Here is a 25,542-nt window from a genome sequence, read left to right on the forward strand (position 1 = left end):
CATGATGCCTTTCCGATCCCACCGGTTTGCCGCCGGTCTCGCAGCCAGCCTGATCACCCTTCAGGGCCTGCCGGCACTCGCTTTCGACCCGAGCGGAAACGATGTTGCAGACGCCTTTCTGGAACTGCTGGATTCAGAAGAGGGAACCGTCGAGAGCTACGGTGCCGTCACCACTGCCACCGACGCCGTATCGATCAAGGATCTCGTCATTACCAATGACGAAAACGCCGACGCCAGGGTGACCATCGGCTCCACGACGCTGACGGGCGGCGCCCTTCAGGACAACGGCCGCCTCAAACTCTCCAGCCTCGACCTGGAAAATCTCGAGCTTGCCGCTGACGACGGCGGAATGTCCTTGAAAAACCTGAAAGCAACCGGTCTGCTTCTGCCATCGGCCGCAGAAGTGAAAGCGGACAAGGCTCCGGTCAATCCGAGCTACAGCACGCTTGAGATCAATGGCATTGCGATCCGCGATGAAGACGGACAGATCGCCGACGTCGAAAAAATCACCTCCTCGATAGACGCGATGGACGGGGACCTGCCGACGGCCGGGAGTTTTACCGTATCCGGTGCCAAAATCGACGTCGACGAGATCGAAACCAGTGAATCCAAATCGCTTAGCGAACTGGGCTACAAAATGCTGACGGTCGATCTCTCCGGGTCCGGCAAATGGGATCCCGAGACGGCAACGATCAGCGTTCCTGAGCTGAAGATCAACGCCCAGCAGGCTGCCAGCCTGTCACTGTCGTTTTCCCTGGGTGGCGTCACCCGCGACGTGGTCATGCAGCTCAACCAGAGCTCCGGCGACCCTAAGGAGGCAATGACTGCCCTGCAGGCCGTCACGGTGCAGAAACTGGGCATCCGGCTGGACGACGATTCGCTGACGGGCCGCATCCTGGATGTCGAGGCCCAGAAGGCCGGTCTCGAAACACCTGTCTATGTCGAACGCCTGACCGGCAGCCTGCCGCTTATGCTCGGACTGCTGCAGAACAAGGAGTTGCAGGATAAGGTTGAGCAAGCGGTCACACAGTTTCTGACCACGCCGGACTCTCTGGAGATCAATGCGGCGCCGGGCGTTCCTGTACCTGTGGCGCAGATCATGGGAACCGCAATGTTCGCGCCGCACATGATCCCGCAAATCCTGTCGATCAGCATAGCTGCAAACGAATAGGCCCGGCCGGTAACGGCGGTTCTGAGTCAAAATGCCCGGATGAAACCATCCGGGCATTTTTCATTTCCGATCAGGAAAGGCGCTTATTCGGCCGCTTCGCTGCGATTCTGAAACTGCAGTTCGCACAGACGCCTGTAGATGCCGTCATGCTCGAACAGCTCGTTGTGCGTTCCGCTTTCAATCGCCCGCCCCTTGTCGAGCACGTGGATCTTGTGGGCGTGGCGCACCGTGCTCAGCCGGTGCGCGATGACGAGCGTGGTCCGGTCCGCCATCAGGGTTTCCAGCGCCGACTGGATCTTGGATTCCGATTCCGCATCCAGTGCGGACGTCGCCTCGTCCAGAAGCAGGATGGGCGCATCGCGCAGCATCGCCCGCGCGATTGCAACACGCTGGCGCTGGCCGCCGGACAGACGTCCACCGCCTTCCCCGGCCGCCGTGTCATATCCGTTCGGCAACTCCAGAATGAAATCATGGGCATTGGCCGCCCGTGCCGCAGCCTCAATCTCATCGTGGCTGGCACCCGGCTTGCCGACTGCAATGTTGTCGCGAATGCTCATGTTGAAGAGATAGGATTCCTGACCGACGTAAGCGATATTCCGACGCAGCGACGCCAGCGAAACATCCTTGAGTCCCTGCCCGTCGATGACAATCTCGCCGTTCTGCGGATCGTAGAAGCGTTCAATCAGGGCAAAGACCGTCGATTTTCCAGCGCCGGAAGCACCAACCAGCGCGGTGGTTTTGCCGCCCTCGGCGGTGAGGGAAAGCCCGCGCAGCGCGGCACCTTCGCCATAGGAGAAATGAACGTCCCCGAGAGCCACCTCACCCTCCGTCACCTTCAGATCCACCGCGTTGTCGGCCTGCTTGAGGTCCTGTTCCTCGTCGATCAGCTCATACATCAGCCGAACGCCGACAATCGCCTTGTTCAGGTTGACATTCAGGCGCGCGAGACGCCGCGCCGGATCATAAGCAAGCAGCAATGCCGTGATAAAGGCGAAAAACGCTCCCGGATCCTTGTTGAGTTCGACGACCGAATACCCGCCGTAGAAGATAACCAGCGCGATGGCGAAACCGCCAAGGGTTTCCATCAAGGGTGAGGTGCGCGCGGTCAGCGAAGCGATCTTGTTGGACTGATGCTGCACTTCGGACACGGAGGCATCCATCCGCCGGTGCATCGCCGGTTCCATGCCGAAAGCCTTGACGATGCGGATGCCGAGAACCGTTTCCTGCATGGTCGCGCCGATCTTGGCGTTGGAGACCACCTGCCGCTTGGCATAGGTCTTGACCCGTTTGACCAGAATGCTGACGCCAATTACCGCAGGCGGCATGATCAGCAGAGCCAGAAGACTCATGAGCGGGTCCTGTACGACCATTACTCCCACGAGACCGATCAGCGTCAGGACATCCCGGCCGAGTGTCAGGACGAGCATCTCGATAACCGAACGCGCGCTACCGGCGCCGGTATTCACGCGGATCGTCAGTTCCGGCAGAGACATGCGATCGAAATAGGACTGATCCTGCTCGGTCAGGCGCTTGAAAAGCCGGTTCTGCAGATCGGCGACAATGGCATTGCCGACACGGGACAGGACGACCATCTGGCCATAAGTCGAAAACCCCTTGAGGGTGAAGATGAAGATGACCGCGCCAGCAATCGTGTAGATCATCATCTTGTCGCGGTTGATGAACACCTCGTTGATGACATCTTTCATGATCCAGGCGCTGGCCGCGGTCGTTGCGGCAACGACCCCCATGAAGACGAAAGCAAGGACGTAGCGCGGGATATAGGTCCGGATATTCTCGCTGAGCAGACGTTTGATCAGTTGGACGGTGCCATCCGGATCTTCCCAGACCTGCCATTTCGCAGGATTGAACACGAGGCAATGCCTTTCGGTAAGTTGCCGGACCCGACATGCGGGAGGCCGACTGAGCCAGCCTCGAAGCCCTCTTCTAGAGAGGTACTCCCATTTGATGCCTGGCCGCAAGTGGGCTCGAGGTCCGTGAACGACGGGGATCCGGATGCAAATCGCTCGATTCAAGACGCAACATCACAGGAAGGGAAATCCCCTTTGAGGACATTGCGCCGCCGAAATGATCAATTTGCGCCGGATTTTCAGACCCGCGCCGTGACCCGAGTGTCCAAGGACGCCATATCAGTCCTCAGGCAGGTTCAGACGCAGGTGCAGATCGCGAAGCTGGGCGGGCGTGACGTCGCCAGGAGCCCCCATCATCAGATCTTCCGCTTTCTGGTTCATCGGGAAAAGCATGACCTCGCGGATATTGGCCTCATCCGCCAGCAGCATGACCACACGGTCGATGCCGGTCGCGGAGCCGCCATGCGGAGGGGCGCCGTACTGGAAGGCATTGACCATGCCGCCGAAGCGCTTGTCGACCTCTTCCGCCGGATAGCCGGCAATCTCGAAAGCCTTGTACATGATTTCCGGCTTGTGGTTCCGGATCGCGCCGGAGAGCAACTCGTGACCGTTGCAGGCCAGGTCGTACTGAAAACCGAGAACCTCGAGCGGGTCGCCTTCCAGCGCTTCCATTCCGCCCTGCGGCATGGAGAACGGGTTGTGCGAGAAATCGATCTCGCCGGTTTCCTCGTCACGTTCATAGATCGGGAAATCGACGATCCAGGCGAATTCGAATTTGTCCTTGTCGGTGTGGCCGAGTTCATCCCCGATGATGACGCGGGCCTTGGCCGCGACCGGCTCGAACTGCTTCGGCTTGCCGGCGAGAAAAAAGGCCGCGTCGCCGATTTCGAGACCGAGTTGCACCCGAATCGCCTCGGTGCGCTCCGGACCGATGTTCTTGGCCAGCGGACCAGCCGCTTCCATGGAACCGTCTTCCGCCTTACGCCAGAAGATATAGCCCATGCCTGGCAAGCCCTCGCCCTGGGCGAACTTGTTCATCCGGTCACAGAACTTGCGGCTGCCGCCCTTCGGCGCCGGGATTGCGCGAATTTCCGTGCCCGGCTGCTCCAGAAGATTTGCGAAAATGGCAAAACCGGAACCGGCGAAATGCTCGGAGACGATCTGCATCTTGATCGGGTTCCTGAGATCCGGCTTGTCGTTGCCGTACCACAGTGCGGAATCCTTGTAGGAGATCTGCGGCCAGTTGCGATTGACCGCGCGGCCCTTGCCGAATTTCTCGAAACAACCGGCAATCACCGGTTCGATCGTGTCGAAAACATCCTGCTGGGTGACGAAGGACATTTCCATGTCGAGCTGGTAGAAATCGGTCGGCGAACGGTCGGCGCGCGGGTCTTCATCCCGGAAACACGGCGCGATCTGGAAATACTTGTCAAAGCCGGAGACCATCAGCAACTGCTTGAACTGCTGCGGAGCCTGCGGAAGCGCGTAGAACTTGCCCGGATGCAACCGCGACGGCACCAGAAAGTCACGGGCGCCTTCCGGCGAGGACGCCGTGATGATCGGTGTCTGGAATTCGTTGAAACCGATGGCCCACATGCGGTCGCGCAGATCGCGTACCACGTTGGAGCGCAGGATCATGTTTTCATGCAGCTTCTCGCGCCGCAGGTCGAGGAACCTGTATTTCAGGCGCACTTCTTCGGGATAATCCTGGTCGCCAAAGACCGGCAGCGGCAGTTCCTTTGCGGCGCCGAGAACTTCCAGTTCGCGGATGAACACCTCGATCCCGCCAGTCGGCAGGTCCGGATTGACGGTCTCGTCGGAGCGCTTCTTCACGTGGCCGTCGATGCGGATGCACCATTCCGAGCGCACTGTTTCCGCCAGATTGAAGGCGGCCGAATCCGGATCGACCACACATTGGGTCACACCGTAATGGTCGCGCAGATCGATAAACAGCACCCCGCCATGATCGCGGACCCTGTGGACCCAGCCGGAAAGACGGATGGTCTCTCCCTCATCGGACAGACGGAGATCACCGCAAGTGTGACTACGGTAGGGGTGCATTCTCGTTCCTCGACAGTTCATATTTTGTATGGAAAACCAATACGGCCCGCCAGAGGCAGGCCGTGTCCGGCTGCAAAAGCCATGTTGAGCGGCGAAAGTCAAGGGAGAGGCTTGTGCGATGCTTGCCTATCCCCTTGCGCTGCGTGCGACTGGCCCCCTGCACTGCTTGGGACTGGCCCCATTTGCCGCGAGTGGCCGGCGAATGCCCTGCTCAGGCATCCACCGCTTGCAGCAACGGGTGCCATTGACCGCGGATCTCGTGCGAGCGCCCGTCGGAAAAATCGAAAACGCCTGAGCCTGCCGCCGCATGGCGCGCATAAAGCACCCTGTCGGAAATGCGGGCAAGAAGCGGAAAGCCTTTCGCCGCGAAGGTCTTTTCCAGATCGGCGACCTGTGTCGAGCGGCGGTTGATCCGATTGGCGACCACATAGATCTCGGCCTTGCCCTTGCGGACGCGCTTGATGTCGGAAATCCCGTCCAGGAACTTCAGGGTCGCATCCCAGTCGAAGGCGGAGGCGAGCACCGGCACGACGATATCGGAGGCCTCTGCTATGAGGTTTTTGGCAAGTTCAGAACGCAACCCGCCCGGTCCATCTATCACGATGGCATCCAGCTTCTTGTCCTTGTCACCAATCGCTTCTTCCTTGCTCCAGTTGAGACTCTCGATCCTTGCAAGATTTTCCGGACGGCGTTTGACCCAGGACAGACTGGATTTCTGCCGATCCGCATCCGCCAGCGCAACGTCATCGCCGCGGACCGCGAGAGCCACCGCAAGATTCGTTGCGATTGTGGTCTTGCCGCATCCGCCCTTCGAGTTCACCACCAAAATCCTGCGCATCTGATCTCCCCGTTTCCATTTTATCCGCCGCGTATGTACCGCCCAACATAGGCGCACTTATTGCGCTTTTTCAAGCGTTTCATGATGTATTTTTTGCCATTTCGTGGCGACAAAGCGGCAGAACTCAGGTATAGCTTTCCACCACCATGCATGTGATTACAAAAACAAAAGACCTCGCCGCTGCCTGTCAGCGCCTTGCAGCCAACGACTATGTGACAGTGGACACGGAGTTTCTCCGTGAAACCACCTTCTGGCCCAAGCTCTGTGTGATTCAGATGGCCGGGCCGGAGTTGGCCTTCATCGTCGACGCTCTGTCCGAAGGGCTTGACCTGGAACCCTTTTTCGAGCTGATGCGCGACGATAGCGTGACAAAGGTGTTCCACGCGGCACGGCAGGACATCGAGATCGTTTATCATCTGGGCGGGCTCATCCCGGCGCCGTTGTTCGACACGCAGGTCGCAGCCATGGTCTGCGGTTTCGGCGATTCCATTTCCTACGATCAACTGGTCTACAAGGTGACCGGCGCCCAGATCGACAAGTCGTCCCGCTTCACCGACTGGGCACGGCGGCCTCTTACCACCAAGCAGCTCGATTACGCACTCGCCGATGTCACCCATCTGCGCGATGCCTATCAGTTCCTGAACGCCAATCTGGCGGAGCAGAACCGCAGCCATTGGGTGCAGGACGAGATGAAGGTGCTGACCTCGGTCGCCACCTACCGCACGGATCCCGAACAGGCCTGGAAACGGCTGAAGCTCAGAGTGCGCAAGCCGATCGAGCTTGCCGTCATGATGGAAGTCGCCGCCTGGCGGGAGACGGAGGCGCAGGCGCGCAACGTACCCAGAAGCAGGGTCATCAAGGACGACGCGATCTATGAGCTGGCAGCGCAGCAGCCCCAGGATACGGAAACGCTCGCACGGCTGCGAACAATCCCGCGCGGCTTCGAACGCTCCAAGACCGCCGACGACATCCTGAAGGCCGTCAAACGGGCGCTGGAGCTTCCCAGGGACAAGCTGCCCAGACTGCCGAAGGGACGACAGGCGCCCGACGGCTCGGCTGCGGCAGTCGATCTGCTGAAAGTTCTGTTGAAACTTGTGAGCGAAGCCAACGGTGTTGCTGCCAAGGTGATCGCCACTGTCGACGATCTTGAAAAGATCGCCGCCGACGATGACGCCGACGTTGCCGCCCTGAAAGGCTGGCGCCGGGAACTCTTCGGAGAAACCGCGCTGAAGCTCAAGCACGGCGAAGTCGCCCTCGCCTTCCGGAACCGGCAGATCGTGGCGCTCGATCAACCGCCGCAAGAGGATCTGGAAACAGAGGCGGCGGAATAGTCATCAGTAGGCAAGCGAACGCCCTTTCACCCGAAGTGCGGAAGCCAAGATCGTATCAAGACACGTCCAGAGAGCCGTTGATTTTCGGCGCTCGTTCTGGCCTTGGCACCAGCCCGTCAGGTCGGCTGCCATTGTGACAAGCGACTGTTCGGGAACAGTACACTTCTCTGGACTGAATGAGTCCAGACCCTAGCCTGCCCGCACAGTGACTGTCGTTTCGATCGCCTTGCCGAGCTGGTTGACGCGCTTGCGCAGACGTTCGCCGTCGAGCGTGGCGAGATCCTTGCCGAGCTCCAGCGTCAGGCCGTCTTGCGTCTTCGAAATCCCGACCTTCGGAAGCAGGCCCGACATCGACGCGCTCAAGAGCGATGCGACGCGCAAGGTAGCGCCCAGCACCTTGGCCCGAATGCGAAGCCGATCGGTGAACAGATGCTGGATGACCGGCGACAACGCCCCTTCCCGCAGGCCGTCGTGCCGGTAGAACACGGCCGCAGCCAGATAGGCTCGGCTGGCATGATCCAGTCCGACGAACGAAGCATTGGAGATAATGTTGAGGCTCTGCTCTCCCCGGTAATCCGGATGCGCCCGCCAGCCGATGTCCGACAGCAGACAGGCGGCATGCCGCAGCCGGGTTTCGTTAGCGGTTTCCTCGATCTGCAGTTCCTTGAAGAGAGTATCCGTCCACGCGATCAGCTCTTCTGCGTGGTCCGGCGAACGGGCTCGCAGGATGCAGAGTTCGCGGGCGGCTTCGATGACAGCATCATGGGCCTGCATGTCCTGCGGCAGCTTTTCATGCAGCAACCCCTCACGAACACCGGTTGCGGAAAACATCAGCCGCTCGGCCTTCATTGCAATCAGCACCTGCTCCAGCACGACAGCGCCGATGGGAACCAGAGGACGCCGCTGCTTGGAGACCACGTCCGACTGGTCGACGCCTTCGAGATTGGGCACGGCGATCTTCCGGCAGAACTCGATGGCTTCCTCGGCGCTGATTTCGTAGTTATGCATCACGTGCAAGGGATACTTGTTCTGGATGAGATGCAGGCGGCCAAGGGAACGCCAGGTCCCGCCGACCGCGTAGAATGTCCGCTCTCCTGGTGCAAGATCGGGCCATTCATACCCCTTGAGCGCATCCTCGGCGATCTTTCCAGCCTTGGCGAGCTTGCCATCCGCTTCTTCGGACAGTCGCAGGCCGCCCAGCGGGAATGTCGCGCCCACACCCGGCACGCCCTTCGAGATTTCCACGAGTTCAAGGCTGCCGCCGCCCATGTCTCCGACAATGCCGCGCGGTTGCCAAAACCCGGCGATCACCCCGAGCGCGGAATAGTAGGCTTCCTCGCCTCCGTTGAGAATGCGCACCGGCGCATCGAGAAACGCTTCCACCTGACGCACGAATGCCGGCCCGTTTTCGGAATCCCGTGCTGCGGCGGTGGCTACGATATAGAGCTCCTTGCAGCCGATATGCTCGATCAGCGCCTTGAACCGCGCCAGCTCCCCAAGCGCCAGGTTGACCGAATCCTCCGCCATGCGTCCGGTCGCCGCGACGCCGCGGCCAAGGCCGGCAAGCAGCTTTTCGTTAAAGAGCATGGTTGGCGTGCGGGCAAGGCGTTCATAGATCACCAGGCGCACCGAATTTGAGCCGATGTCCACGACTGCCACCGGTCCCGATCCGTTGAGACGACCTCGGGCCGGCTTGAATGCGCGTGTCATGCTAACCTCGTTTTTGCCGCTTCAGGAACGGCTTTGGCCGATCGCTCTTCAGGGACTTGCCACGCCCCGACAAGGATGGATTGGTCATGAAATAGCGATGCGCATTGAAGGCTTCCTCATTTGCTCCCGGCAGTATCCGCTCATGACTTCCATCGGCAAGGATGCGCCAGCTTTGCTGATTGTCCTTGAGATTGGCGACCATGATCTGGTCGAGAACCTGTTCGTGAACGGTCGGCGTCAGCAGTGGCGCCAGAACCTCGACACGACGGTCGATGTTGCGAGGCATGAGATCAGCCGAGCCGATATAGACATGCGCTTTCGGCGAAGGCAGGCCGTGACCATTGCCGAAACAGTAGATGCGCGAATGTTCCAGAAAGCGTCCGACGATGGACTTGACCCGGATGTTTTCCGACAGTCCGTCGATGCCCGGCCGCAGGCAGCAGATACCGCGAATGATCAGATCGACCTGCACCCCGGCCTGACTGGCCCGGTAAAGCGCGTCAATGATTTCCGGATCGACAAGTGAATTCATCTTCATCCAGATCTGCGCCGGCCTGCCGTCCTTCGCATGCGTGATCTCCGCTTCGGTCAGTTCCAGCATGCGCCTGCGCAGATTGACCGGCGAAACGACGAGATTGTTGAGTTCTGCCGGCTCCGCATATCCGGTGATGTAGTTGAAGACCCGCGCCGCGTCTTCCGCGATGCCCGGATCGTCGGTGAAGAAGGACAGATCCTCGTAGATCCGCGCGGTGATCGGGTGATAGTTGCCTGTGCCGATATGGCAATATGTCTTCAACTGCCCCTGCTCGCGCTTGATGACCATGGACAGTTTGGAGTGGGTCTTCAGCTCGATGAAGCCGAACACCACCTGCACACCTGCGCGCTCCAGGTCGCGCGCCCATTTAATATTGGCCTCTTCGTCGAAGCGCGCCTTCAGCTCCACCAGCGCGGTGACCGATTTTCCGGCCTCGGCCGCCTCGGCCAGAGCCTTGACGATCGGGCTGTTGTTGGACGTCCGGTAGAGCGTCTGCTTGATCGCGACGACATCGGGATCGCGCGCGGCCTGACGCAGATACTGCACGACCACGTCGAAGGATTCGTAAGGGTGGTGGACGACGATGTCCTTCTGGTGAATCGCGGCAAGACAATCGCCGCCATGCTCGCGGATACGCTCCGGAAACCTGGCCGTGTAAGGCTCGAATTTCAGATCCGGCCGCTCCAGATCGACAATCTGGGACAGATTGTTCAGCGCCAGCAGGCCATTTGCCAGGAAGATCTCGTTCTCGCTTACCTGAAGGGCTTCCGCCACGAACTCGCGCAAGGCAGGTGGTGTCGTGTCCTGAATTTCCAGACGGATCACAGATCCGCGGCGGCGGCGTTTCAGCGCGCTTTCGAAAAGGCGAACCAGATCTTCCGCTTCTTCCTCGATTTCAAGATCGCTGTCGCGGATGACCCGGAACGCGCCCTTGCCGCGGATCTGGTAGCCGGGAAACAGCCGTCCGATGAAAAGGCTGACAACCTTTTCAATCGCGATAAAGCGGGCGGTGCTGCCGCCTCTGACCGGCAATTGCACAAACCTGTCGACCTGGTTTGGAATCCTCAGCAATGCGATCATGCCACGTCCGCCGGAGGTCGGAACCAGCTCGAAAACGATGGAAAAACCGAGATTGGGAATGAACGGGAATGGATGCGCCGGGTCGATGGCAAGCGGTGTCAGAACCGGGAATACATAGGCCAGGAAATAGTCCTTAAGCCAGGCCCGGTCAGCGTCGTCCAGCGTATCCCCCTTGAGGATCTCTATGCCCTTGTCGACGGTCTCACGGCGCAGCTCGCCCCAGATTTCCTGCTGGGAAGCCTGCAGCTCCCGCACAGCCTCACTGATTTTCTGCAACTGTTCGGACGGTGTCAGTCCGTCATCGGACAGGTTCATGACTTCTGCGCGATGCTGGCCGCGCAGGCCGGCGACGCGCACCATGAAGAATTCGTCGAGATTGTTGGCGGAGATCGACAGGAACCGGATGCGCTCCAGCAGCGGGTGGCTCTCGTTCATCGCCTCTTCGAGGACGCGGCGATTGAACTGCAGCCAGGAGAGTTCCCGGTTCATGAAGCGGCCCGGAGACGTCGCCAGACCACTGCCATCGTCTTCACCGCGGTCGGATGCCTGACGCTTGGTCATATCGGCTGCGGGACTTGTGGAGGAAGGCAGAATGTCAGAAACATCAGGAGTTTGATTCATCGCATCATTCCTTCTACCGGTCCGGAGCGCTCACTAGCATGAACCCCTGAGCAGGCAAATGACAGTCCTTTTGCAATTTGAACGATCATGCGCCCTTATGCACTTTTTCAAGAACACGGCCGACCAGCGGCTTGGTAATCCCCACGCGCCCGGCCAGTGCTTCCCGGTCGATCGCCTCCACCGCGCGCATGGCGACCTCCAGCGACCGTTCCATACGTACGACGAGATAATCCACAACACCGATATCCACGGAAATCTGACGGTCGGCGAAGAGTTTGACCAGAACCCGGCGCAACAGATCGTCATCGGGTTCCTGAATTTCCACGGGCGTGGCCGCGCGTAGGCGCGACATGAGATCGGGAAGCGCGATATTCCAGCTTGCCGGCCAGGTGCGGCTGGTGATCAGAACGGTTCGGCCCGCCTGTTTGGAAGCGTTCAGCAGGTGGAACAGTGCCGTGTCATCGACACCGCGATGAGCATCCTCGACAACGGCTGCCGGGGCTGCTGCCAGGGTTTCGACGACGGCTTCGCGCAGATCCTTCGCGGCGATGACGACCGCGCCGGTATCTTCCTGAAAAGCCCTGACAAGATGCGTCTTGCCGGACCCGACGGGCCCAGCCAGCACCGCCACCGGAGATGGCCAGTCGGGCCAGCGCTCAAGAAGTTCGAACGCCGCCCGGTTCGAGCTGCCAACGAGGTAATCCTCACGGCTGAGAGCGGCCTCGTGCGGCAGCTCTAACGGCAGTTGGCGCGGTGGTTCCGCCATGGATCTGACACTTACTCTTCTACACTGTCTTCCGGCACCGCTGCCGGTCGGCCGGTTCCCCTGTACACGGGGCTTGCTAGGTACTGCCTAAGGGCGAAGCGCGCAAGCACGCCGATCATCGCAGCGGCCGGAACAGCGATCAACATCCCCACAAATCCAAAGAGATATCCAAAGGCGAAGAGGGCGAACATCAACGTCACCGGATGAAGGCCGGTGCTGTCCCCGACAAGCTTCGGCTGCAGAATGTTGCCTTCCAGGAACTGACCGACGGCGAAAATCGACGCAACGGCGATAATCCATGGCCATTCGGGCCAGAACTGCACCAGCGCCACACCGACGGAAAGCACGAGGCCCAGACCTGCGCCTACAAACGGAATGAAACTGACCAGTCCGGCTCCCATGCCGATGAGAAGGCCAAAATTGAGCCCGATCACCGCCAGAGAAACCGCGTAGAATGTTCCCAGTATCAGGCAGACGGACACCTGGCCACGCACGAAGCCGGCGACAGCCGCATCCATTTCAGCGGCAAGTTCGCGGATCTGTGCCTGATGGTCGCGCGGCAGCCAGCTGTCGATACGCTCGACCATGCGGTCCCAGTCCAACAGCAGGTAGAATGCAACCACCGGCGTGATGACGAACAGGGAGAGGATCGACAGCAGCGCCTGACCGCCGCTCCACAAAGATTGGGCCAGCTTGCCCACGAAGGACGCCCCCTGCCCGATCAGGTTGCTCATCGTCGCCTGCAGATCCTCCGCATTGATGCCGGCGGCAGCAGCGAGACCGGACCCGAAGTTCTTCGACAGCAACCCCTGAAGCTGACGGACGAGATCTGGAAAATTCTCAAGGAACTTGGCCAGTTGATCACCGAGCACCGGCAACAGGAGGATGAAAAACAGAACCAGGATGAAGATAAAGCCTAAAAGGATGGTGAGTGTCGCCCACATCCGCCCTATGCCGACCCTTTCCAGCCGGTCGCAGACCGGGTCGAGCAGATAGGCGACCGCCATTCCGGCAACGAATGGCAGAAGCACGCCGGAAAACACATACAGAAAGGCGCAGAACACAGCCAGGGACAGCAACCAGAATTGGACCTGACGGCGAAGGGTCATAAATGGCTCCTTGTAAAATGGGGCGGAAAGGTTTGTCCTTACGTGCACATGGGATCAAACCCGTGTGCCGGTCAAGCCCGTCGGCCGGTTTTGGTTCGGGTGCGAAGACCGTTTCCGGCCGCCGCCCGGGGCGACGAGTCGCCGACTGCACACTTGTTTTCCGAGGCACCAGACTGTAAGCCGCGTGGCACAGCCAAACGCACGAAATTCCGGAGCGCCCAATGAGCCAGACCACCCCGCCCAGCAATGGCCTGACCTACGCGGATGCCGGTGTTGATATCGACGCCGGCAACGAACTGGTGAACCGCATCAAACCGCTGGTCAAGGCGACTTCCCGACCGGGCGCGGACAGCGACATCGGCGGGTTCGGCGGTCTGTTCGATCTCAAGGGCGCAGGGTTTACCGATCCGGTCCTGGTCGCCGCCAACGACGGTGTGGGCACCAAGCTGAAAATTGCCATCGAAACCGGCCAGCACCGCACGGTGGGAATCGATCTCGTGGCCATGTGCGTCAACGACCTCGTGGTTCAGGGCGCCGAACCGCTGTTCTTCCTGGACTATTTCGCCACCGGCGCTCTGGACGTCGATACCGCGACGGATGTGGTCGCGGGTATCGCCGATGGCTGCAAGCAGGCAGGTGCCGCACTGATTGGCGGCGAGACCGCCGAAATGCCCGGCATGTATGTGCAAGGCGATTACGACCTTGCGGGCTTTTCCGTCGGTGCGGTCGAACGCGGTGCTATCCTGCCGCGCAAGGATGTGGCCGAAGGCGATGTGCTGCTCGGCCTCGCCTCCTCCGGCGTTCATTCCAACGGCTATTCCATGGTCCGCAAGATCGTCGAGTTTTCCGGCCTCACTTGGTCCGATGCCGCCCCCTTCGACAGCGACAGATCGCTGGGCGAAGCCCTGATGGTGCCGACACGGATCTACGTCAAACCGCTTCTGGCCGCGCTCAGGAAAACCTCCGGCATCAAGGCGCTTGCCCATATCACTGGCGGCGGCCTGACGGAAAACCTGCCGCGTGTCCTGCCGGACAGCTGCTCGGCGCGGATCGATCTGGCGGACATAGACGTCCCCGCCGTCTTCGGATGGCTCTCGGAAACCGGCGGTGTCGCGCAGACCGAGCTGCTGCGCACCTTCAACTGCGGTATCGGCATGGTGGCGGTGGTTTGCGAAGACGAAGCGGAATCGGTCGCCAGTGTTCTGAGGGACGCAGGCGAGACGGTGACGGCGATCGGCCGCATCGAGGCGGCGGGCGCTGCTCCCGTGCTTTTCGACAACAGCCTGACTATTTCGGCAGGCGTTTCAAAATGACCCGCCGGAAGACCGCCATTCTGATCTCCGGGCGTGGTTCAAACATGGGTGCGCTGATTTCGGCGGCAATGCAGCCGGAGTATCCGGCGGAAATCGCCCTGGTGCTTTCCAACCGGCCGGACGCACCGGGACTTGAGCGGGCCGCCGATCTCGGGATCGCGACCGCTGTGGTCGATCACAAGGAGTTCTCCGGCGACCGGCAGGCCTTCGAGCGCCAGGTGGACGCGGTCCTGAAGGACCACCGCATCGAATTCGTCGCCCTCGCCGGCTTCATGCGCATTCTGACGCCGTTTCTGGTGGGCGCCTGGTCAAACCGGATGATCAACATTCATCCGGCCCTCCTGCCCTCCTTCAAGGGCCTTGCCACGCATGAGCGCGCTTTGGAGGAAGGCGTAAAACTTCACGGCGCGACTGTGCATTTCGTCTCGGCGGAAATGGACGACGGTCCGATCATCATCCAGGGAGCTGTGCCGGTACTCGACACCGACACCCCGGACACGCTTGCCGCACGTGTGCTGGAAGTGGAGCACAAGATCTATCCGAAGGCGCTGGCGCTGGTTGCCGCCGGCAAGGCCAGGGTCGCGGGTACCCGCGTAACGGGCGGCGAATGCGATGCCGAGCCCGCAGACCTGGTGTGGCCCTGACCCACACTCACACCCAGAGACTATTTGAAACTCACCGGGGTGCTGACCTTGCCCGGATGATGAGCCGTATACCGCAAAGCCCACCCGAACGTATCCTGCGGCTTGACAATAGCCACAAGGGAATCACGACGCCTGCCTGAGCGTGAAATGCAATTCAAAGGACATGTCCAGGTCAGCGGGAGTATCCGCAATCAGACCTTCACTATTCGATTCAAGATTTTTCAAATCCGCCTTTTCCGCTCTGCTCAGCCATTTCAGAATTCTCGCCTGTATGGATGCCAATTTTCCCTCTGCGCTCTCGGATGAGAAAATATTGACAAGCTTCTGAAAAATAGTCCTTATCTCAGATTCTATCTGAGCCTGTGACGGATCGTAGCGCTGCAACGCCAGCCATTCGTGCGCCAACTCGAAATCGGTCTTACCTGTCGCCTCGAAAATTTCCTCGATGCCGGAGCAAGGCTGCCCCCGGGGCCAGACCGCCGCTCCGCCTGACAGCGCCAGGGCTGTGCGGTCCGCGATCAAGGCATTCCGGCTAGCCGGGTCTTCCCATTCCAGGGTCTGTGAATTCTGGACATCGGTATGCAGGATTTCGTATCTGGAAAGCTGGTGCCAGATCGTCCGCGTAGGTGTGAATAGCTGCGAGTGGACAGCAACGAGAAGATGAGCTGCCTCGCGGCGCGCCAGTGTTTCGCGGTCTTGCGGAGCCCGTTTCATGAACACAGCCTTTCCGCAAATTTCCCGTCGTCGCCTGCCGAAAGGTGGCCGAACGACCTCTCCCACTGGCTCGCCAGCCAGTTCTCGTAATCAATAGTCTCCGGCTGGTCTATGACGAAACAGACAGGAAGGATGGTGCGCTCGGTCGCGGAGTCCGCGGCATGAAGAAGGGTCAGGTTGTTGCCCATGAGCAAATCGTATCGATCGGCCACGGCGGAGACTTCCAGCCGGTCACGGAATTCGGGCCACGAGAGTCCTGTGCATTCGAAACACTGGTGGCAGAAGAGGCGCATTCCAGGGCCGTCACAGGTCCCGCACGGACACGCATCCGCCATTTCGCACAGTTTCGGCATGCTGGCATATTGCTCGGGCCAGAGTTCGCTTTCGGCTCGCGGTCCGCTTGTCAGGACATGAAACTCCGGATCCCTTGCGCCAAGGATAGCCGCGATCGTCGGATATCGCGAACGATGCGTGCTGCGCAAATCCAGAGCATTGCGTATATTCCGTTCGCAGAACCCGGCTAATTCACCGAGCCCGGCATCTGAATCGCCGGTCTGGTGACGATATGCCAGTTCAAGGGCCGCAAACAGGCTGTAGTAGTAGGTTGTACCGGGAGGCTGTCCGGTGTTTGTGATGATGAAGCCCTGATACATCTTGTGTGAAGCACGTTTGAAGTACCATTTGTTGGAGAAGAGCCGGTCCCTGGCGTCGAAACCGGGACGATGGCGGCGGCTGGGCGTCAGATAGCTCTGATGTCCGCCATCACTATGCGGCAGCAGGAAACGGCGCTTGTGAAACGTGGCAACCGGCGTTCCGCAGCTTTCCTGATCGAACTCGACATAGGTTTCCGATGGCAATTTGAACGTGTTTTTCATGCGCGAGATAATTGCTTCGAGCCGTATCGAGAGCTTTTCGAAAACGATTTCCTTGGTGTCCTCGGCGTTATTGAGCCTCAACTGCAGGATGTCGCCGCCGATCAGAGCGGCCGCCGCACGTTCGCACATCTCATTCGCCGCACTTTCCGACAATGCGTCGGACCATTCGACCAAACATACCGCCGGCGCAGCGGGCGTCCAATTGTCGTTTCCGGTCCCGGTCATGATCCTTCCTCCTTGCCTGACATCGCCCGGGGCCACAGTTTCAGCCGCTCGAGCAATTCTCTGGTTCTTGCCTTCATATTCTCGTGCAGTACGGGATCGCTGAATTCTTCACGGCTGACGACAACCAGCAAAGCCGAGATGTCCAGTTCATAGGCATCAAGAAGCTCATGAACAGAAAGCCGGTCTTTCTCCTGCCAGGCGTAGCCTCGCCAGAACCGCTCGCTCAGCAATCCGCATGCTCTCAAGCGGGACAGCTCGAGAACGGGATCGCCGACCATGGCGTTCGATAAATCCAATATGGCCGCGATCCGGCCATCGACAATCGCCAGGTTCGGCGCCCGAAGGTCAAGATGCAGCAATGAGCCGGCAGAGGATTCACGTCCGGCGATGATTTCCGTCAGGGCCGAACGGATCTCCTCAAGCGGTGGCAATTCCATGTACCGGCGTGCCGCGCTCAACCGCTGAAGTATCCGGTCGATGACATGGCTTTCCCAACCACCGCAGCTCTTTACTGCCACGGTTTCGTCCGCGCCGGGCCTGATGGCATGAATGCGAGACGCAATGAACCCGAGTTGCTCATGAACAGATTCCGGAACTTCGGAACAAGGTATGTGCGGAACATACTCGTAGACGACCCAGGAGCGATCGCGCGGGTCTTCGTCAGAACGCAGGTTCCAGGCCAGGACCTCAGGTGTTGGAATGGACACCTCGCGCAAGAGTGAAGCAACCCCGACCTCCTTCTCGACCGTGTCGCGGAAGTCGACAACCCCTTCATAGCTGGTGTGCAGAATCTCGCTCCTGGCAGTGCGGACCACCGCAACGGGACGGGTCTGGTCGACCACCAGATCGACCCAGCAATCGACCCCTTCCCTGAAGGGTTCCACAGCAATGCGCCGCCCGGAGAAATGGTGAGCGACCGACTTTTCCAGCCATACGCACCGCGCCACCGGCGAGATATCCTGAACGCTATGCATGGGAGACCGTTTCGAACAGAAGGTTTGCGGCAATCTGGGCGGTTCGTCCTGTAGGATCGTATCTGGGGGAGACTTCAACTATGTCCATTGCACGTACATTCAGGGAATGCAGCGCGGCGACCACGTCAAACAATTCTCCGGTATCCAATCCCCCAACCGTTACATGGCCGGTGCCGGGTGCATAAGCGGCATCCAGCACATCTATATCGATCGACAGATAAATTGCGGAACAGCGATGCCCGAGATGGTCGAGTGCAGCTTCCAACGCTCCCGTTCCTTCCTTGCGGATCTCATTGCGCGTCACAATCTGCGCCCCTGCGTTCCGCAGATGCCGGAACTGATCGAGCCGCGTCACCGCGCCGACCCCGACAAACGCCATACGGTCGAGACTCATCCCGGGAAGCTCGCTGATCCGCCGCGAGTTGGACCCGTGATACAAAGGTCCGTGCAATACGCTGGTGTCTCCGAAGTCGAAATGGTGATCAACCTGAACATAACCGACATCTTCGATGCCGTGATGGTCCCGCATTGCCTTTTGCCAGCCGCAGAAGGTCGGGAACGAGATGGAATGATCGCCACCGAGCAAAAGAAGCTTCGCAGGATACCTGGCGAGCTCGGCAGTTTCCGCAGCAACCGCCCGGAACGTACGCAGCGTGTCCGTCTGGAAAACATGCAGATCCCCGACATCGCCGACGGCGACCGATCTGTATCTGAATGTCTCGCCGTTCCGCAGATCCAGCATTTCGTGTTCGCCCAGGCTGTTCAGATAGCTGGAGAATACGGTGCTTGCGCGCCGAATGGCATTCGGGCCTTCCGCGGACCCCGGCCGGGAACTGGCGGTTCCATCGAACGGAACTCCAGCCGCGATATATTGCTTTTCACCCTCGCCGCCCGGGGTCGTCCCGAACAGCAACGCCGGCCCGCCCCAGCCGGGTAAAGGCAGCCCGGAGAATTCGGATATGTCGGTTGCTTCAACCAATGCGGCGAAATCCACTAAACGCCTCCCGCCACGACGGCTTCATAGTTCTCGGCGGGAGACGATGCGAGCGCCAGATGATTGCGGACGATCTCCCGTGCAACATCCACCTTTTCAAGGAAGAACGAGAAACTTTCCTCGCGGGAAATTTTATCGAGTTCGAAGACCGCGAGGCCGTCTTCACGCCAATTCCTGAAATTCCAGTCGACTATGCGTGACTTCAACTGCGGGTAAAGCGGCGTCAACGGATAGGGCACAAAATTGTAAAGATTGAAAAGCGACACTTCCGCCGAAGACTGGTGCATGAAATCCAGCGTCTTTCGATGTGCTTCCCCGTCCTCCTGCGGGAGACCGTTCAATACATTGAGTACCACCTTGATGCCGCAGTCGTTAAGGCGCCGCAGACGGTCGCGAAGTTCCCTGACGTCTTTCATGACCTTCCGGTTTTGCAGCAAAAGTTCAGCAGAGGCGGATTCAAACCCGATTTCGACGGCAACGACCCCAAGTGCCCGCATCTGCTCGATCAGGTCGTCCTTTAGCGCCAGAAAGTGAGTCTGGACGATAAAACGGTACTGCGGCCGGTTGGCGAAGACCTTCAACAGGAGTTCGACCGCGTCGGGTGATTGGCCGAACGTCTTGTCGCCTATGTAGATAAGCCGCGTATCGGGAAAGTAGTCTTCGAACTGTTGAACTTCCGCTTCGAGGGCCGAAGGCTCCACCAGCACCAGTTTTCGCGACCACGCATCACCGCAGAACTCGCACCTGAACAGGCACCCGTGACTGGCGTTCAGCCGAAGAAGAGGCACTTTTTGGTCATATTCGCGCAGAAGATTGTAATCGGGGATCCACCCCGCCGTATCCCGGCGATCCATGTGATTTTCAACTTCGGATGCCACGCCGGATAGCGCTCTGCGCAAACTCTCCGGTGTGGCCTGTCCATGATGCACGACGGTCGCATCCGATGATTTTACCAAAGGCGCCATGTTTCCGCCGATAACGGTGCAACGCCCCCCGGCCATCATGCGCCGGGATATTTCCAGGGTCAGGTCGTAATTCTGTGCAAGGGGGGACAACAAAAGTATGTCACCCCGCTGGGTCCGGTCCTCAAGTTCCCTGACGCAGACTTCCAAGTCCGCGGGGCACCCACTCAGATCGTCCAGAACCGGTGTCCCGCCGACCTTGCGGACCATTCCCGCAAGATGCGCCGCCCAGAGCGGTAATTCCCAGAGCGCGTCTTCGGGAATAAAGTAATCCTTTAAAAAAACCTGGAAGAGGCGACTGTAATCTTCGTAATACTCTCTGACTTTAGGATGAGGTTCAGCGCATGATGGAAAAGGGAGTTGTACGATATGAAATAATATATGCATTTGGAAATCTCCCTGGATCTAAACTTCAAGCACGCCCCAGTGCTTCAACATTTCCATGAAATCAAAGTAGATTTTCAGCACTTCCCTATCTTCTAAATCTTCTTTGATTGTATTTTCATGCTTCGCGTAAAACTCGGCCAGACCTGAGCAGGCTTTCTCATCGCAATTCCCGCTCCAGAAATCCTGTACGGTGTCGATGAAGTCGGCGGAGACGGCAGAGATTTCGGCATCGCCGAGATCGACCGAAGTTTGAACAGCCGCCCATTCCCGCATGTTCGGAAAAAACGAAATAAAGGTGATATCAGCGTCCGCCGGCCGCCGGCGGCGGCCAAGCCGGATCGAAGCGAGGTGCCCGGATTTTTCGGCATAGGCCAAAAGATGCGGCACGTGCCGGGACCTGGTTTCGTGAATGAATCCGAGCCTGAGTGGCTCGAACAATGCCTGAGTGGCTTCAAGGAAGAGAATCATGAAATGCGCTGCCAGCCCGGTTCCCCGGAGCTCCGGCATGAGAAGAATTCGTCCGACAGCCATCCAGTACCGGCTTTCATAATGCCGGGTAATCCAGGGACGCCCGCCGCCGCATCCAATGGGGATCAAGGCGCCGGAGTCATCCTGTCCGAACGCGGAGATGAACTTCATTTGATAGGTGGTCTGGTCGTACTGGTAGCGTTCTCGCGCGCGCCTGAGAATTTCTCTCTCCGGCGTATCGGCTTCGGCGGCAACAAACCATGCGGGCTGGGACACCTCGTCCTGGGAAGCAAGCAGGAAAGTGTCGGTCACCTGCACCGGGATGCCGCGCACCATCGCAATCTTCTGCCATCTGGGGCTGGGCGATGGCCTCCAAGAGTTCTGAAAGGAGGTCGTGCCGAAGTCGACCGTGGAGTCCCAAACCCATCCGGAGGATTGCTGCGCTCCCGATACAATTGAGTTCATGACGCTACCTTCCTGCTGACCATCTTCGCGCCATCCGATCTGATCGTGCGTTCCTCGAAAAACCCGAACGGACGCAGTGAAGCGCTCGACCATCCCCGCTTGCTCAATTGCCACTGAAGACAGCGCATGAAGAAGCAGTGCGAGAAAAGGACGATTTCGACATGGGTGGTGAATTTGCGATCCAGATACGCAATAGCCTGCCTGACTCTTGCTTTTGTTTCGGAACTGGTTTCCGAAGCTTCCAGACAGCCGAGCGCCCATCCCGCCCGCCCCAGGGCGAGGAATGCGCCCGGCGGCAGGTACAAAAACCGGCTCTTGAATCTCGGCAAGGGGACTTCGCGGAAGAGCGGCACCTTGTGGATTGTTTCCGATGGCCGCCCTGTCACGGCCGCGGCAGTTTCGACAGCCCGCGGCGCGTCCGAACTGATCACCGATGCGTCAGCCGCTATCGGCACCAGAACTCTTTCCGGCCTGGCGATTCCGGCTTCATCATAACTGTCCAGGGCTGCGTTCATGCGGTCGGTCCCGAGAAACCGGCCGTGCGCATAGTTCGCGGCCGAGCGTCCGTGGCGAATACACCTGAGGACCCGGATACCCATCTCACTCATCCCGCTGCTCGGGACTGAATACGCCACAGCGCCTCGAACATCCCCTTGCTTGCAAGGAGTTCCGAGGGCTTGCCATATTCACAGATCCCGCTCCTGTCCAGAACGTAGACTTGGTCGGCATGCATTACCGAGCTCAGGCGATGGGCAATCATCATGACCGTTCGCTGAGCGTAACACTCTGAAAGATTGGCAAAAACCTCCGCTTCAGTTTTCCCGTCCAGGCTAGATGTTGCTTCATCCAGAACGAGGACCGGTGCGTCCTTCAGGATTGCCCGCGCGATTGCGACCCGCTGGCGTTCCCCGCCGGAAAGGAGCTTGCCGCCAGCTTCCAGGATTGTTTCGTATCCGCTGGGCAGCCTTTGAATGAAATCGTGGGCGCAAGCGAGTTTGGCAGCCCTGACGATGTTCTCGAGAGGTTGGTCGCGGGCCGCTCCCAAGCTGATGTTGTCCTTCACGGACATGGTCAGCAACGAAGTGTCCTGACTGACGACCGCGATGGCGCCACGCAGATCTTTCAACTGAAGTGAGGTTACCGGCTTGCCGTCGAACAGGACGTCCCCGGTCTCGGGCATGTTGAAGCGCAGCAGAAGCCTTACGAGACTGCTCTTCCCGGCACCTGTCGGTCCGACGATGGCAGTTGTCTGACCGGCCGGGATATCGATCGACAGTCCGTCGAACACCGGGCGGCCTTCTTCATAACCAAAGGTGATTTCATCATAACGAAGGTCACCAGCTATGGCTGCGCGCCGCAATTGTTCACCGCGTTCCAGACGCTCTACCGGACCGTAGAGGTGTCTGAAAATGCGCCGCAGAGAGGCGGTCGACCGATTGGCTGTCGACATCAACCTACCGAACTGCGTGATCGGCCAGAGCAGTTGGCGGTTCATCATGATACTTGTCGAATAGGCACCAATCGACATGGTGCTCCCGGTGACGACGCCTCCCCCCGCCATCGCCAGCGAGATGCCCGTAATGACGCTGAATTCCAGTGCGGGAACAAAAGCCGACGAAACCTTCGAGGTATCTATTCCAGCCTGCCAGCCCTCTTCTGCCATAACCGAAATTCTGTCGGTCTGATCCTTTTCGGCGACAAAGCTCTTTATTGTCTCGAGCCGGTTCAAATTCGTCTCGACCGCCGTCGCCAGCGTGCCGGCACTCGCCCGGACTTTCTCGTATCTGGGAACCGCCTTTTTCTGAAGACTTGTCATGCTCCACAAGACAAAGGGCACGCCCATGCAAGAAAGCCAGCCCATCACCGGAACCGTGGTGAAAAAGATGGCAAAGATAGCAGCGCCGTTGATGACGATCTGGTAGCCTTCCCAGCCCGCTTCGAAAAAATCCTCGATGGCGTTGATGTCGCTCGTCAGCGTCGCGACCAGTTCGCCGGACCCCTTCTTGTCGACATATTCGAGCGGAGCTCCCTGGATCCGCGCATAGCATTGGATTTTCAACCTTCGCTGCATGTCCTGCGAGGCCTTTCGCCATCGCCGCTGGCCTGCGTACTCCAATGCGCTCTGCAGGGCCGTCAGCCCCATGGTCAGCAGTCCGTAGTGGACGAAAACGAGCGCGCCGGCAGATCCGCCTCCCACGAGACCCAGGGTTGCCTTGTTGATCGAGAGCGCAACGACACCGAAGCGCGCCAGAGAAAGCGCAACGGCTCCCGCGCCGCAAAGTGCGGCAACCGAAAGGTCACTCCGATGCGAAGACAGCTCCCCTGTCAGTTGCATCAGGAAATTGCCGTCTTCGTCGTTGCCGGGTTCGGTCTGAAAGGCATCCTCAATCTGTTGTCTGACCAGCTGAGCGGTCCAGACAAGCGATGCAATCCCGGCCGCCGTCAACCAAATCGGACTGGCCGTCAGACTTGCAAGCCCTACGATCCCTACAGCGCCGACGCCTACGGAGGTCACCCAATCCGCAGTGGTTGCGTGGTCGTTTTTTTTGAAAATGTCCGGAACCGGCAACAGCTGCCTTACGTCCTCGGCAGAGACCATCTCGTCATGCAAAATGAGAATGCGCGCGGTGAGCGTACTTGCCTTGACATCAAATATCGCGGGAATTGCCTCGAGCTCAGCCACAATTTGCGATGCCAACCTGGCATCGCCCTCAATCCACGGAACGGACAGCCGGGTGCGCCCCGCGATGCTAAAGACAATTTCGATATCTTCGATCGCGGCTTCGACTCGGTGCGACATTTGTTACCCCGGTCGTATCAGGTTTGTTTTTTCGATCGCGACGTTTTTACGTTTTCAACGCTTTCTTCCGCAAGGACATCATCGAAATCTTCGCGCATCTCACTGAATTTCTTTGCCGCCGAATTTGTTGCCCTTGCGGCGCTTCGTAATATTGTTTTTCCTGACTTCTTAAATTGTGACTGGAATATTATGGCTGCACCAGCACCTGCAATGAATGCCCAGAAAGGAACCATACTTTCACTCCATCGAACACATGTATTGACATGATTATCACTGTATCAGTCGCCTCATAGTTGCACAACAATTGATTTACAGTCTCCGGAAATGCCCTTTTTCCGGGTATTTTGAATGAGCTTTGGCTACCAACGTCTCCTCAAAAAGGGGGCAGAAGGACCAGCCGACCAGAAGAGATTCTTTCATCAGTCCCGCCTTTTCACAGGCTTGCATTGCCGGATGAGTGTTTTCAGGAAAGAGGGTGCGACATGTCAAAACTGTCAGTATCATCGGCACGCCAGACACAAAAACGGCGATGAATGAACGGACACAACCCATGAAGCACTACAAGATCGCGGCCATTCCTGCTGATGGTATCGGCCCCGAGGTCATCGCAGCCGGCCTGCAGGCCCTTGAGGCCCTGTCGCGCCGGGACGGCGGCTTCTCGCTGGATGTGACTCCTTTCGACTGGGGCTCGGAGCGTTACAAGCGCACCGGCACCTTGATGCCGGAGGACGGCACGCAACAGTTGAAGGCCTTCGACGCGATCTTTTTCGGTGCGGTCGGAGCACCTGACGTTCCGGATCATGTCACCCTCTGGGGGCTGCGCCTGCCCATCTGCCAGGGTTTCGACCAATATGCGAATGTGCGCCCGACGAGAATCCTTCCCGGAATATCGTCTCCGCTTGAGGGGGTCGGCATTGGTGATCTCGACTGGGTGATCGTGCGCGAAAACTCGGAAGGCGAGTACTCAGGGCATGGCGGGCGCGCCCATAGGGGGCTGCCCGAAGAAGTCGGTACGGAAGTCGCGATCTTCACAAGGGCCGGCATCGCGCGGATCATGCGTTATGCCTTCCGCCTCGCGCAGTCACGTCCCCGCAAGTTCCTGACTGTGGTCACCAAGTCGAACGCGCAGCGGCACGGAATGGTCATGTGGGACGAGATCGCAGCCGAGGTCTCGCAGGAATTTCCCGATGTGACCTGGGACAAGATGCTGGTCGACGCGATGACCGTCCGCATGGTCAAGGACCCCAAGAGCCTCGACACAATCGTCGCCACCAACCTGCATGCCGATATCCTTTCGGACCTGGCAGGGGCGCTGGCCGGAAGCCTCGGCGTCGCCCCAACCGCGAATATCGACCCGGAGCGGCGCTTTCCCTCAATGTTCGAACCCATTCACGGATCGGCCTTCGACATCACGGGCAATGGCATCGCCAATCCGGTCGCCACGTTCTGGACCGCTTCGCAGATGCTGGACCATCTTGGCGAAACGAACGCCGCGGAGCGGCTGATGCGTGCGGTGGAAAAGGTCTGCGAAGACGGCATTCTGACGCCCGATGTCGGCGGCAACGCGACGACGCAGGAGGTGACCGACGCAGTGTGCGAGGCCATTCGCAGCGAAAACATCTGAGCGTGGA

21 protein-coding genes are annotated in these 25,542 nt (G+C 59.1%); 5 read left to right on the forward strand and 16 right to left on the reverse strand.

Annotated features, from left to right (window positions below; translation table 11 throughout):
• The first annotated feature begins 1 nt into the window (after position 1).
• Positions 2-1,171, forward strand: coding sequence for a hypothetical protein (locus OA90_RS10380; protein ID WP_208986072.1), 1,170 nt, complete (start codon positions 2-4; stop codon positions 1,169-1,171).
• A gap of 83 nt (positions 1,172-1,254) precedes the next feature.
• On the opposite strand, the gene OA90_RS10385 is transcribed toward OA90_RS10380, so the two are convergent.
• From OA90_RS10385 to OA90_RS10395, 3 genes are all read right to left on the reverse strand, one after another.
• Positions 1,255-3,042 carry an ABC transporter ATP-binding protein gene (locus tag OA90_RS10385; protein WP_068410352.1) on the reverse strand — a complete coding sequence of 596 codons (1,788 nt, stop codon included), beginning with the start codon at positions 3,040-3,042 and terminating at the stop codon, positions 1,255-1,257.
• A gap of 276 nt (positions 3,043-3,318) precedes the next feature.
• Positions 3,319-5,100 carry an aspartate--tRNA ligase gene (gene aspS / locus OA90_RS10390; protein WP_068410355.1) on the reverse strand — a complete coding sequence of 594 codons (1,782 nt, stop codon included), beginning with the start codon at positions 5,098-5,100 and terminating at the stop codon, positions 3,319-3,321.
• Positions 5,101-5,311: 211 nt separating this feature from the next.
• Positions 5,312-5,938 carry a ParA family protein gene (locus tag OA90_RS10395; RefSeq protein WP_068410359.1) on the reverse strand — a complete coding sequence of 209 codons (627 nt, stop codon included), beginning with the start codon at positions 5,936-5,938 and terminating at the stop codon, positions 5,312-5,314.
• Positions 5,939-6,084: 146 nt separating this feature from the next.
• Here OA90_RS10395 and rnd point away from each other — a divergent pair, with 146 nt between their 5' ends.
• Positions 6,085-7,269 carry a ribonuclease D gene (gene rnd / locus OA90_RS10400; protein WP_068410362.1) on the forward strand — a complete coding sequence of 395 codons (1,185 nt, stop codon included), beginning with the start codon at positions 6,085-6,087 and terminating at the stop codon, positions 7,267-7,269.
• A gap of 189 nt (positions 7,270-7,458) precedes the next feature.
• Here rnd and OA90_RS10405 read toward each other — a convergent pair whose 3' ends face one another.
• The 4 genes from OA90_RS10405 to OA90_RS10420 form a co-directional block, all read right to left on the reverse strand.
• Positions 7,459-8,979, reverse strand: a complete 1,521-nt coding sequence (locus tag OA90_RS10405) for a Ppx/GppA phosphatase family protein (RefSeq protein ID WP_068410365.1) — start codon at positions 8,977-8,979, stop codon at positions 7,459-7,461.
• A 1-nt stretch (position 8,980) separates the two neighbouring features.
• Positions 8,981-11,215, reverse strand: coding sequence for an RNA degradosome polyphosphate kinase (locus OA90_RS10410; RefSeq protein WP_082836962.1), 2,235 nt, complete (start codon positions 11,213-11,215; stop codon positions 8,981-8,983).
• 85 nt (positions 11,216-11,300) lie between these two features.
• A complete protein-coding gene (locus OA90_RS10415; protein ID WP_068410368.1) occupies positions 11,301-11,981 on the reverse strand; it encodes a DnaA/Hda family protein in 681 nt (226 codons plus the stop codon).
• An 11-nt stretch (positions 11,982-11,992) separates the two neighbouring features.
• A complete protein-coding gene (locus tag OA90_RS10420) occupies positions 11,993-13,090 on the reverse strand; it encodes an AI-2E family transporter (RefSeq protein ID WP_068410371.1) in 1,098 nt (365 codons plus the stop codon).
• Positions 13,091-13,311: 221 nt separating this feature from the next.
• On the opposite strand from OA90_RS10420, the gene purM reads away from it, so the two are divergent.
• Entirely contained in the window at positions 13,312-14,403 is a 1,092-nt protein-coding gene (gene purM / locus OA90_RS10425) for a phosphoribosylformylglycinamidine cyclo-ligase (RefSeq protein ID WP_068410374.1), read from the forward strand.
• Positions 14,400-15,047, forward strand: a complete 648-nt coding sequence (gene purN / locus OA90_RS10430) for a phosphoribosylglycinamide formyltransferase (protein WP_068410377.1) — start codon at positions 14,400-14,402, stop codon at positions 15,045-15,047. Before purM ends, purN begins: the two co-directional genes overlap by 4 nt.
• Positions 15,048-15,170: 123 nt before the next feature.
• Here purN and OA90_RS10435 read toward each other — a convergent pair whose 3' ends face one another.
• From OA90_RS10435 to OA90_RS28515, 9 genes are all read right to left on the reverse strand, one after another.
• Positions 15,171-15,569, reverse strand: coding sequence for a hypothetical protein (locus OA90_RS10435; protein ID WP_199823662.1), 399 nt, complete (start codon positions 15,567-15,569; stop codon positions 15,171-15,173).
• 188 nt (positions 15,570-15,757) lie between these two features.
• Complete coding sequence (locus OA90_RS10440; protein ID WP_068410383.1) at positions 15,758-16,861, reverse strand: hypothetical protein; 1,104 nt, start codon at positions 16,859-16,861, stop codon at positions 15,758-15,760.
• Positions 16,858-17,835, reverse strand: coding sequence for an aminoglycoside phosphotransferase family protein (locus OA90_RS10445; RefSeq protein WP_068410386.1), 978 nt, complete (start codon positions 17,833-17,835; stop codon positions 16,858-16,860). The genes OA90_RS10440 and OA90_RS10445 overlap by 4 nt, the downstream gene beginning before the upstream one ends.
• Positions 17,828-18,829, reverse strand: coding sequence for an agmatinase family protein (locus OA90_RS10450; RefSeq protein ID WP_068410389.1), 1,002 nt, complete (start codon positions 18,827-18,829; stop codon positions 17,828-17,830). The genes OA90_RS10445 and OA90_RS10450 overlap by 8 nt, the downstream gene beginning before the upstream one ends.
• Positions 18,829-20,001 (reverse strand): radical SAM protein, encoded by a 1,173-nt coding sequence (locus OA90_RS10455; protein WP_068410392.1) that lies wholly within the window; start codon positions 19,999-20,001, stop codon positions 18,829-18,831. Before OA90_RS10455 ends, OA90_RS10450 begins: the two co-directional genes overlap by 1 nt.
• Positions 20,002-20,196: 195 nt before the next feature.
• Positions 20,197-20,982 carry a hypothetical protein gene (locus OA90_RS10460; RefSeq protein WP_068410395.1) on the reverse strand — a complete coding sequence of 262 codons (786 nt, stop codon included), beginning with the start codon at positions 20,980-20,982 and terminating at the stop codon, positions 20,197-20,199.
• 125 nt (positions 20,983-21,107) lie between these two features.
• Entirely contained in the window at positions 21,108-21,719 is a 612-nt protein-coding gene (locus tag OA90_RS10465; RefSeq protein ID WP_082836964.1) for a histidine phosphatase family protein, read from the reverse strand.
• Positions 21,716-23,911: an ABC transporter ATP-binding protein/permease gene (locus OA90_RS10470; protein ID WP_068410401.1), complete on the reverse strand. Its 2,196-nt coding sequence runs from the start codon at positions 23,909-23,911 to the stop codon at positions 21,716-21,718. Before OA90_RS10470 ends, OA90_RS10465 begins: the two co-directional genes overlap by 4 nt.
• 17 nt (positions 23,912-23,928) lie before the next feature.
• Entirely contained in the window at positions 23,929-24,144 is a 216-nt protein-coding gene (locus tag OA90_RS28515; RefSeq protein ID WP_156510452.1) for a hypothetical protein, read from the reverse strand.
• A 317-nt stretch (positions 24,145-24,461) separates the two neighbouring features.
• On the opposite strand from OA90_RS28515, the gene OA90_RS10475 reads away from it, so the two are divergent.
• On the forward strand, positions 24,462-25,535 hold the full coding sequence (locus OA90_RS10475; RefSeq protein ID WP_068410709.1) for a tartrate dehydrogenase: 1,074 nt from the start codon (positions 24,462-24,464) through the stop codon (positions 25,533-25,535).
• Positions 25,536-25,542: the final 7 nt, after the last annotated feature.

Source organism: Labrenzia sp. OB1 (assembly GCF_001624695.1).
In the GTDB taxonomy this organism is placed as follows: domain Bacteria; phylum Pseudomonadota; class Alphaproteobacteria; order Rhizobiales; family Stappiaceae; genus Roseibium.

Coding starts and splice junctions, on each gene's coding strand:
- OA90_RS10455 (WP_068410392.1), bottom strand. CDS start 20,001: ATGGTCCGCAAGGTCGGCGGGACACCGGTTCTGGACGATCTGAGTGGG.
- OA90_RS10415 (WP_068410368.1), bottom strand. CDS start 11,981: ATGGCGGAACCACCGCGCCAACTGCCGTTAGAGCTGCCGCACGAGGCC.
- OA90_RS10445 (WP_068410386.1), bottom strand. CDS start 17,835: ATGCATAGCGTTCAGGATATCTCGCCGGTGGCGCGGTGCGTATGGCTG.
- OA90_RS10395 (WP_068410359.1), bottom strand. CDS start 5,938: ATGCGCAGGATTTTGGTGGTGAACTCGAAGGGCGGATGCGGCAAGACC.
- OA90_RS10460 (WP_068410395.1), bottom strand. CDS start 20,982: ATGGTGCGCGGCATCCCGGTGCAGGTGACCGACACTTTCCTGCTTGCT.
- OA90_RS10405 (WP_068410365.1), bottom strand. CDS start 8,979: ATGACACGCGCATTCAAGCCGGCCCGAGGTCGTCTCAACGGATCGGGA.
- OA90_RS10420 (WP_068410371.1), bottom strand. CDS start 13,090: ATGACCCTTCGCCGTCAGGTCCAATTCTGGTTGCTGTCCCTGGCTGTG.
- OA90_RS10475 (WP_068410709.1), top strand. CDS start 24,462: ATGAAGCACTACAAGATCGCGGCCATTCCTGCTGATGGTATCGGCCCC.
- purM (WP_068410374.1), top strand. CDS start 13,312: ATGAGCCAGACCACCCCGCCCAGCAATGGCCTGACCTACGCGGATGCC.
- OA90_RS10380 (WP_208986072.1), top strand. CDS start 2: ATGATGCCTTTCCGATCCCACCGGTTTGCCGCCGGTCTCGCAGCCAGC.
- OA90_RS28515 (WP_156510452.1), bottom strand. CDS start 24,144: ATGGTTCCTTTCTGGGCATTCATTGCAGGTGCTGGTGCAGCCATAATA.
- OA90_RS10465 (WP_082836964.1), bottom strand. CDS start 21,719: ATGAGTGAGATGGGTATCCGGGTCCTCAGGTGTATTCGCCACGGACGC.
- OA90_RS10470 (WP_068410401.1), bottom strand. CDS start 23,911: ATGTCGCACCGAGTCGAAGCCGCGATCGAAGATATCGAAATTGTCTTT.
- rnd (WP_068410362.1), top strand. CDS start 6,085: ATGCATGTGATTACAAAAACAAAAGACCTCGCCGCTGCCTGTCAGCGC.
- OA90_RS10440 (WP_068410383.1), bottom strand. CDS start 16,861: ATGACCGGGACCGGAAACGACAATTGGACGCCCGCTGCGCCGGCGGTA.
- aspS (WP_068410355.1), bottom strand. CDS start 5,100: ATGCACCCCTACCGTAGTCACACTTGCGGTGATCTCCGTCTGTCCGAT.
- OA90_RS10410 (WP_082836962.1), bottom strand. CDS start 11,215: ATGAATCAAACTCCTGATGTTTCTGACATTCTGCCTTCCTCCACAAGT.
- purN (WP_068410377.1), top strand. CDS start 14,400: ATGACCCGCCGGAAGACCGCCATTCTGATCTCCGGGCGTGGTTCAAAC.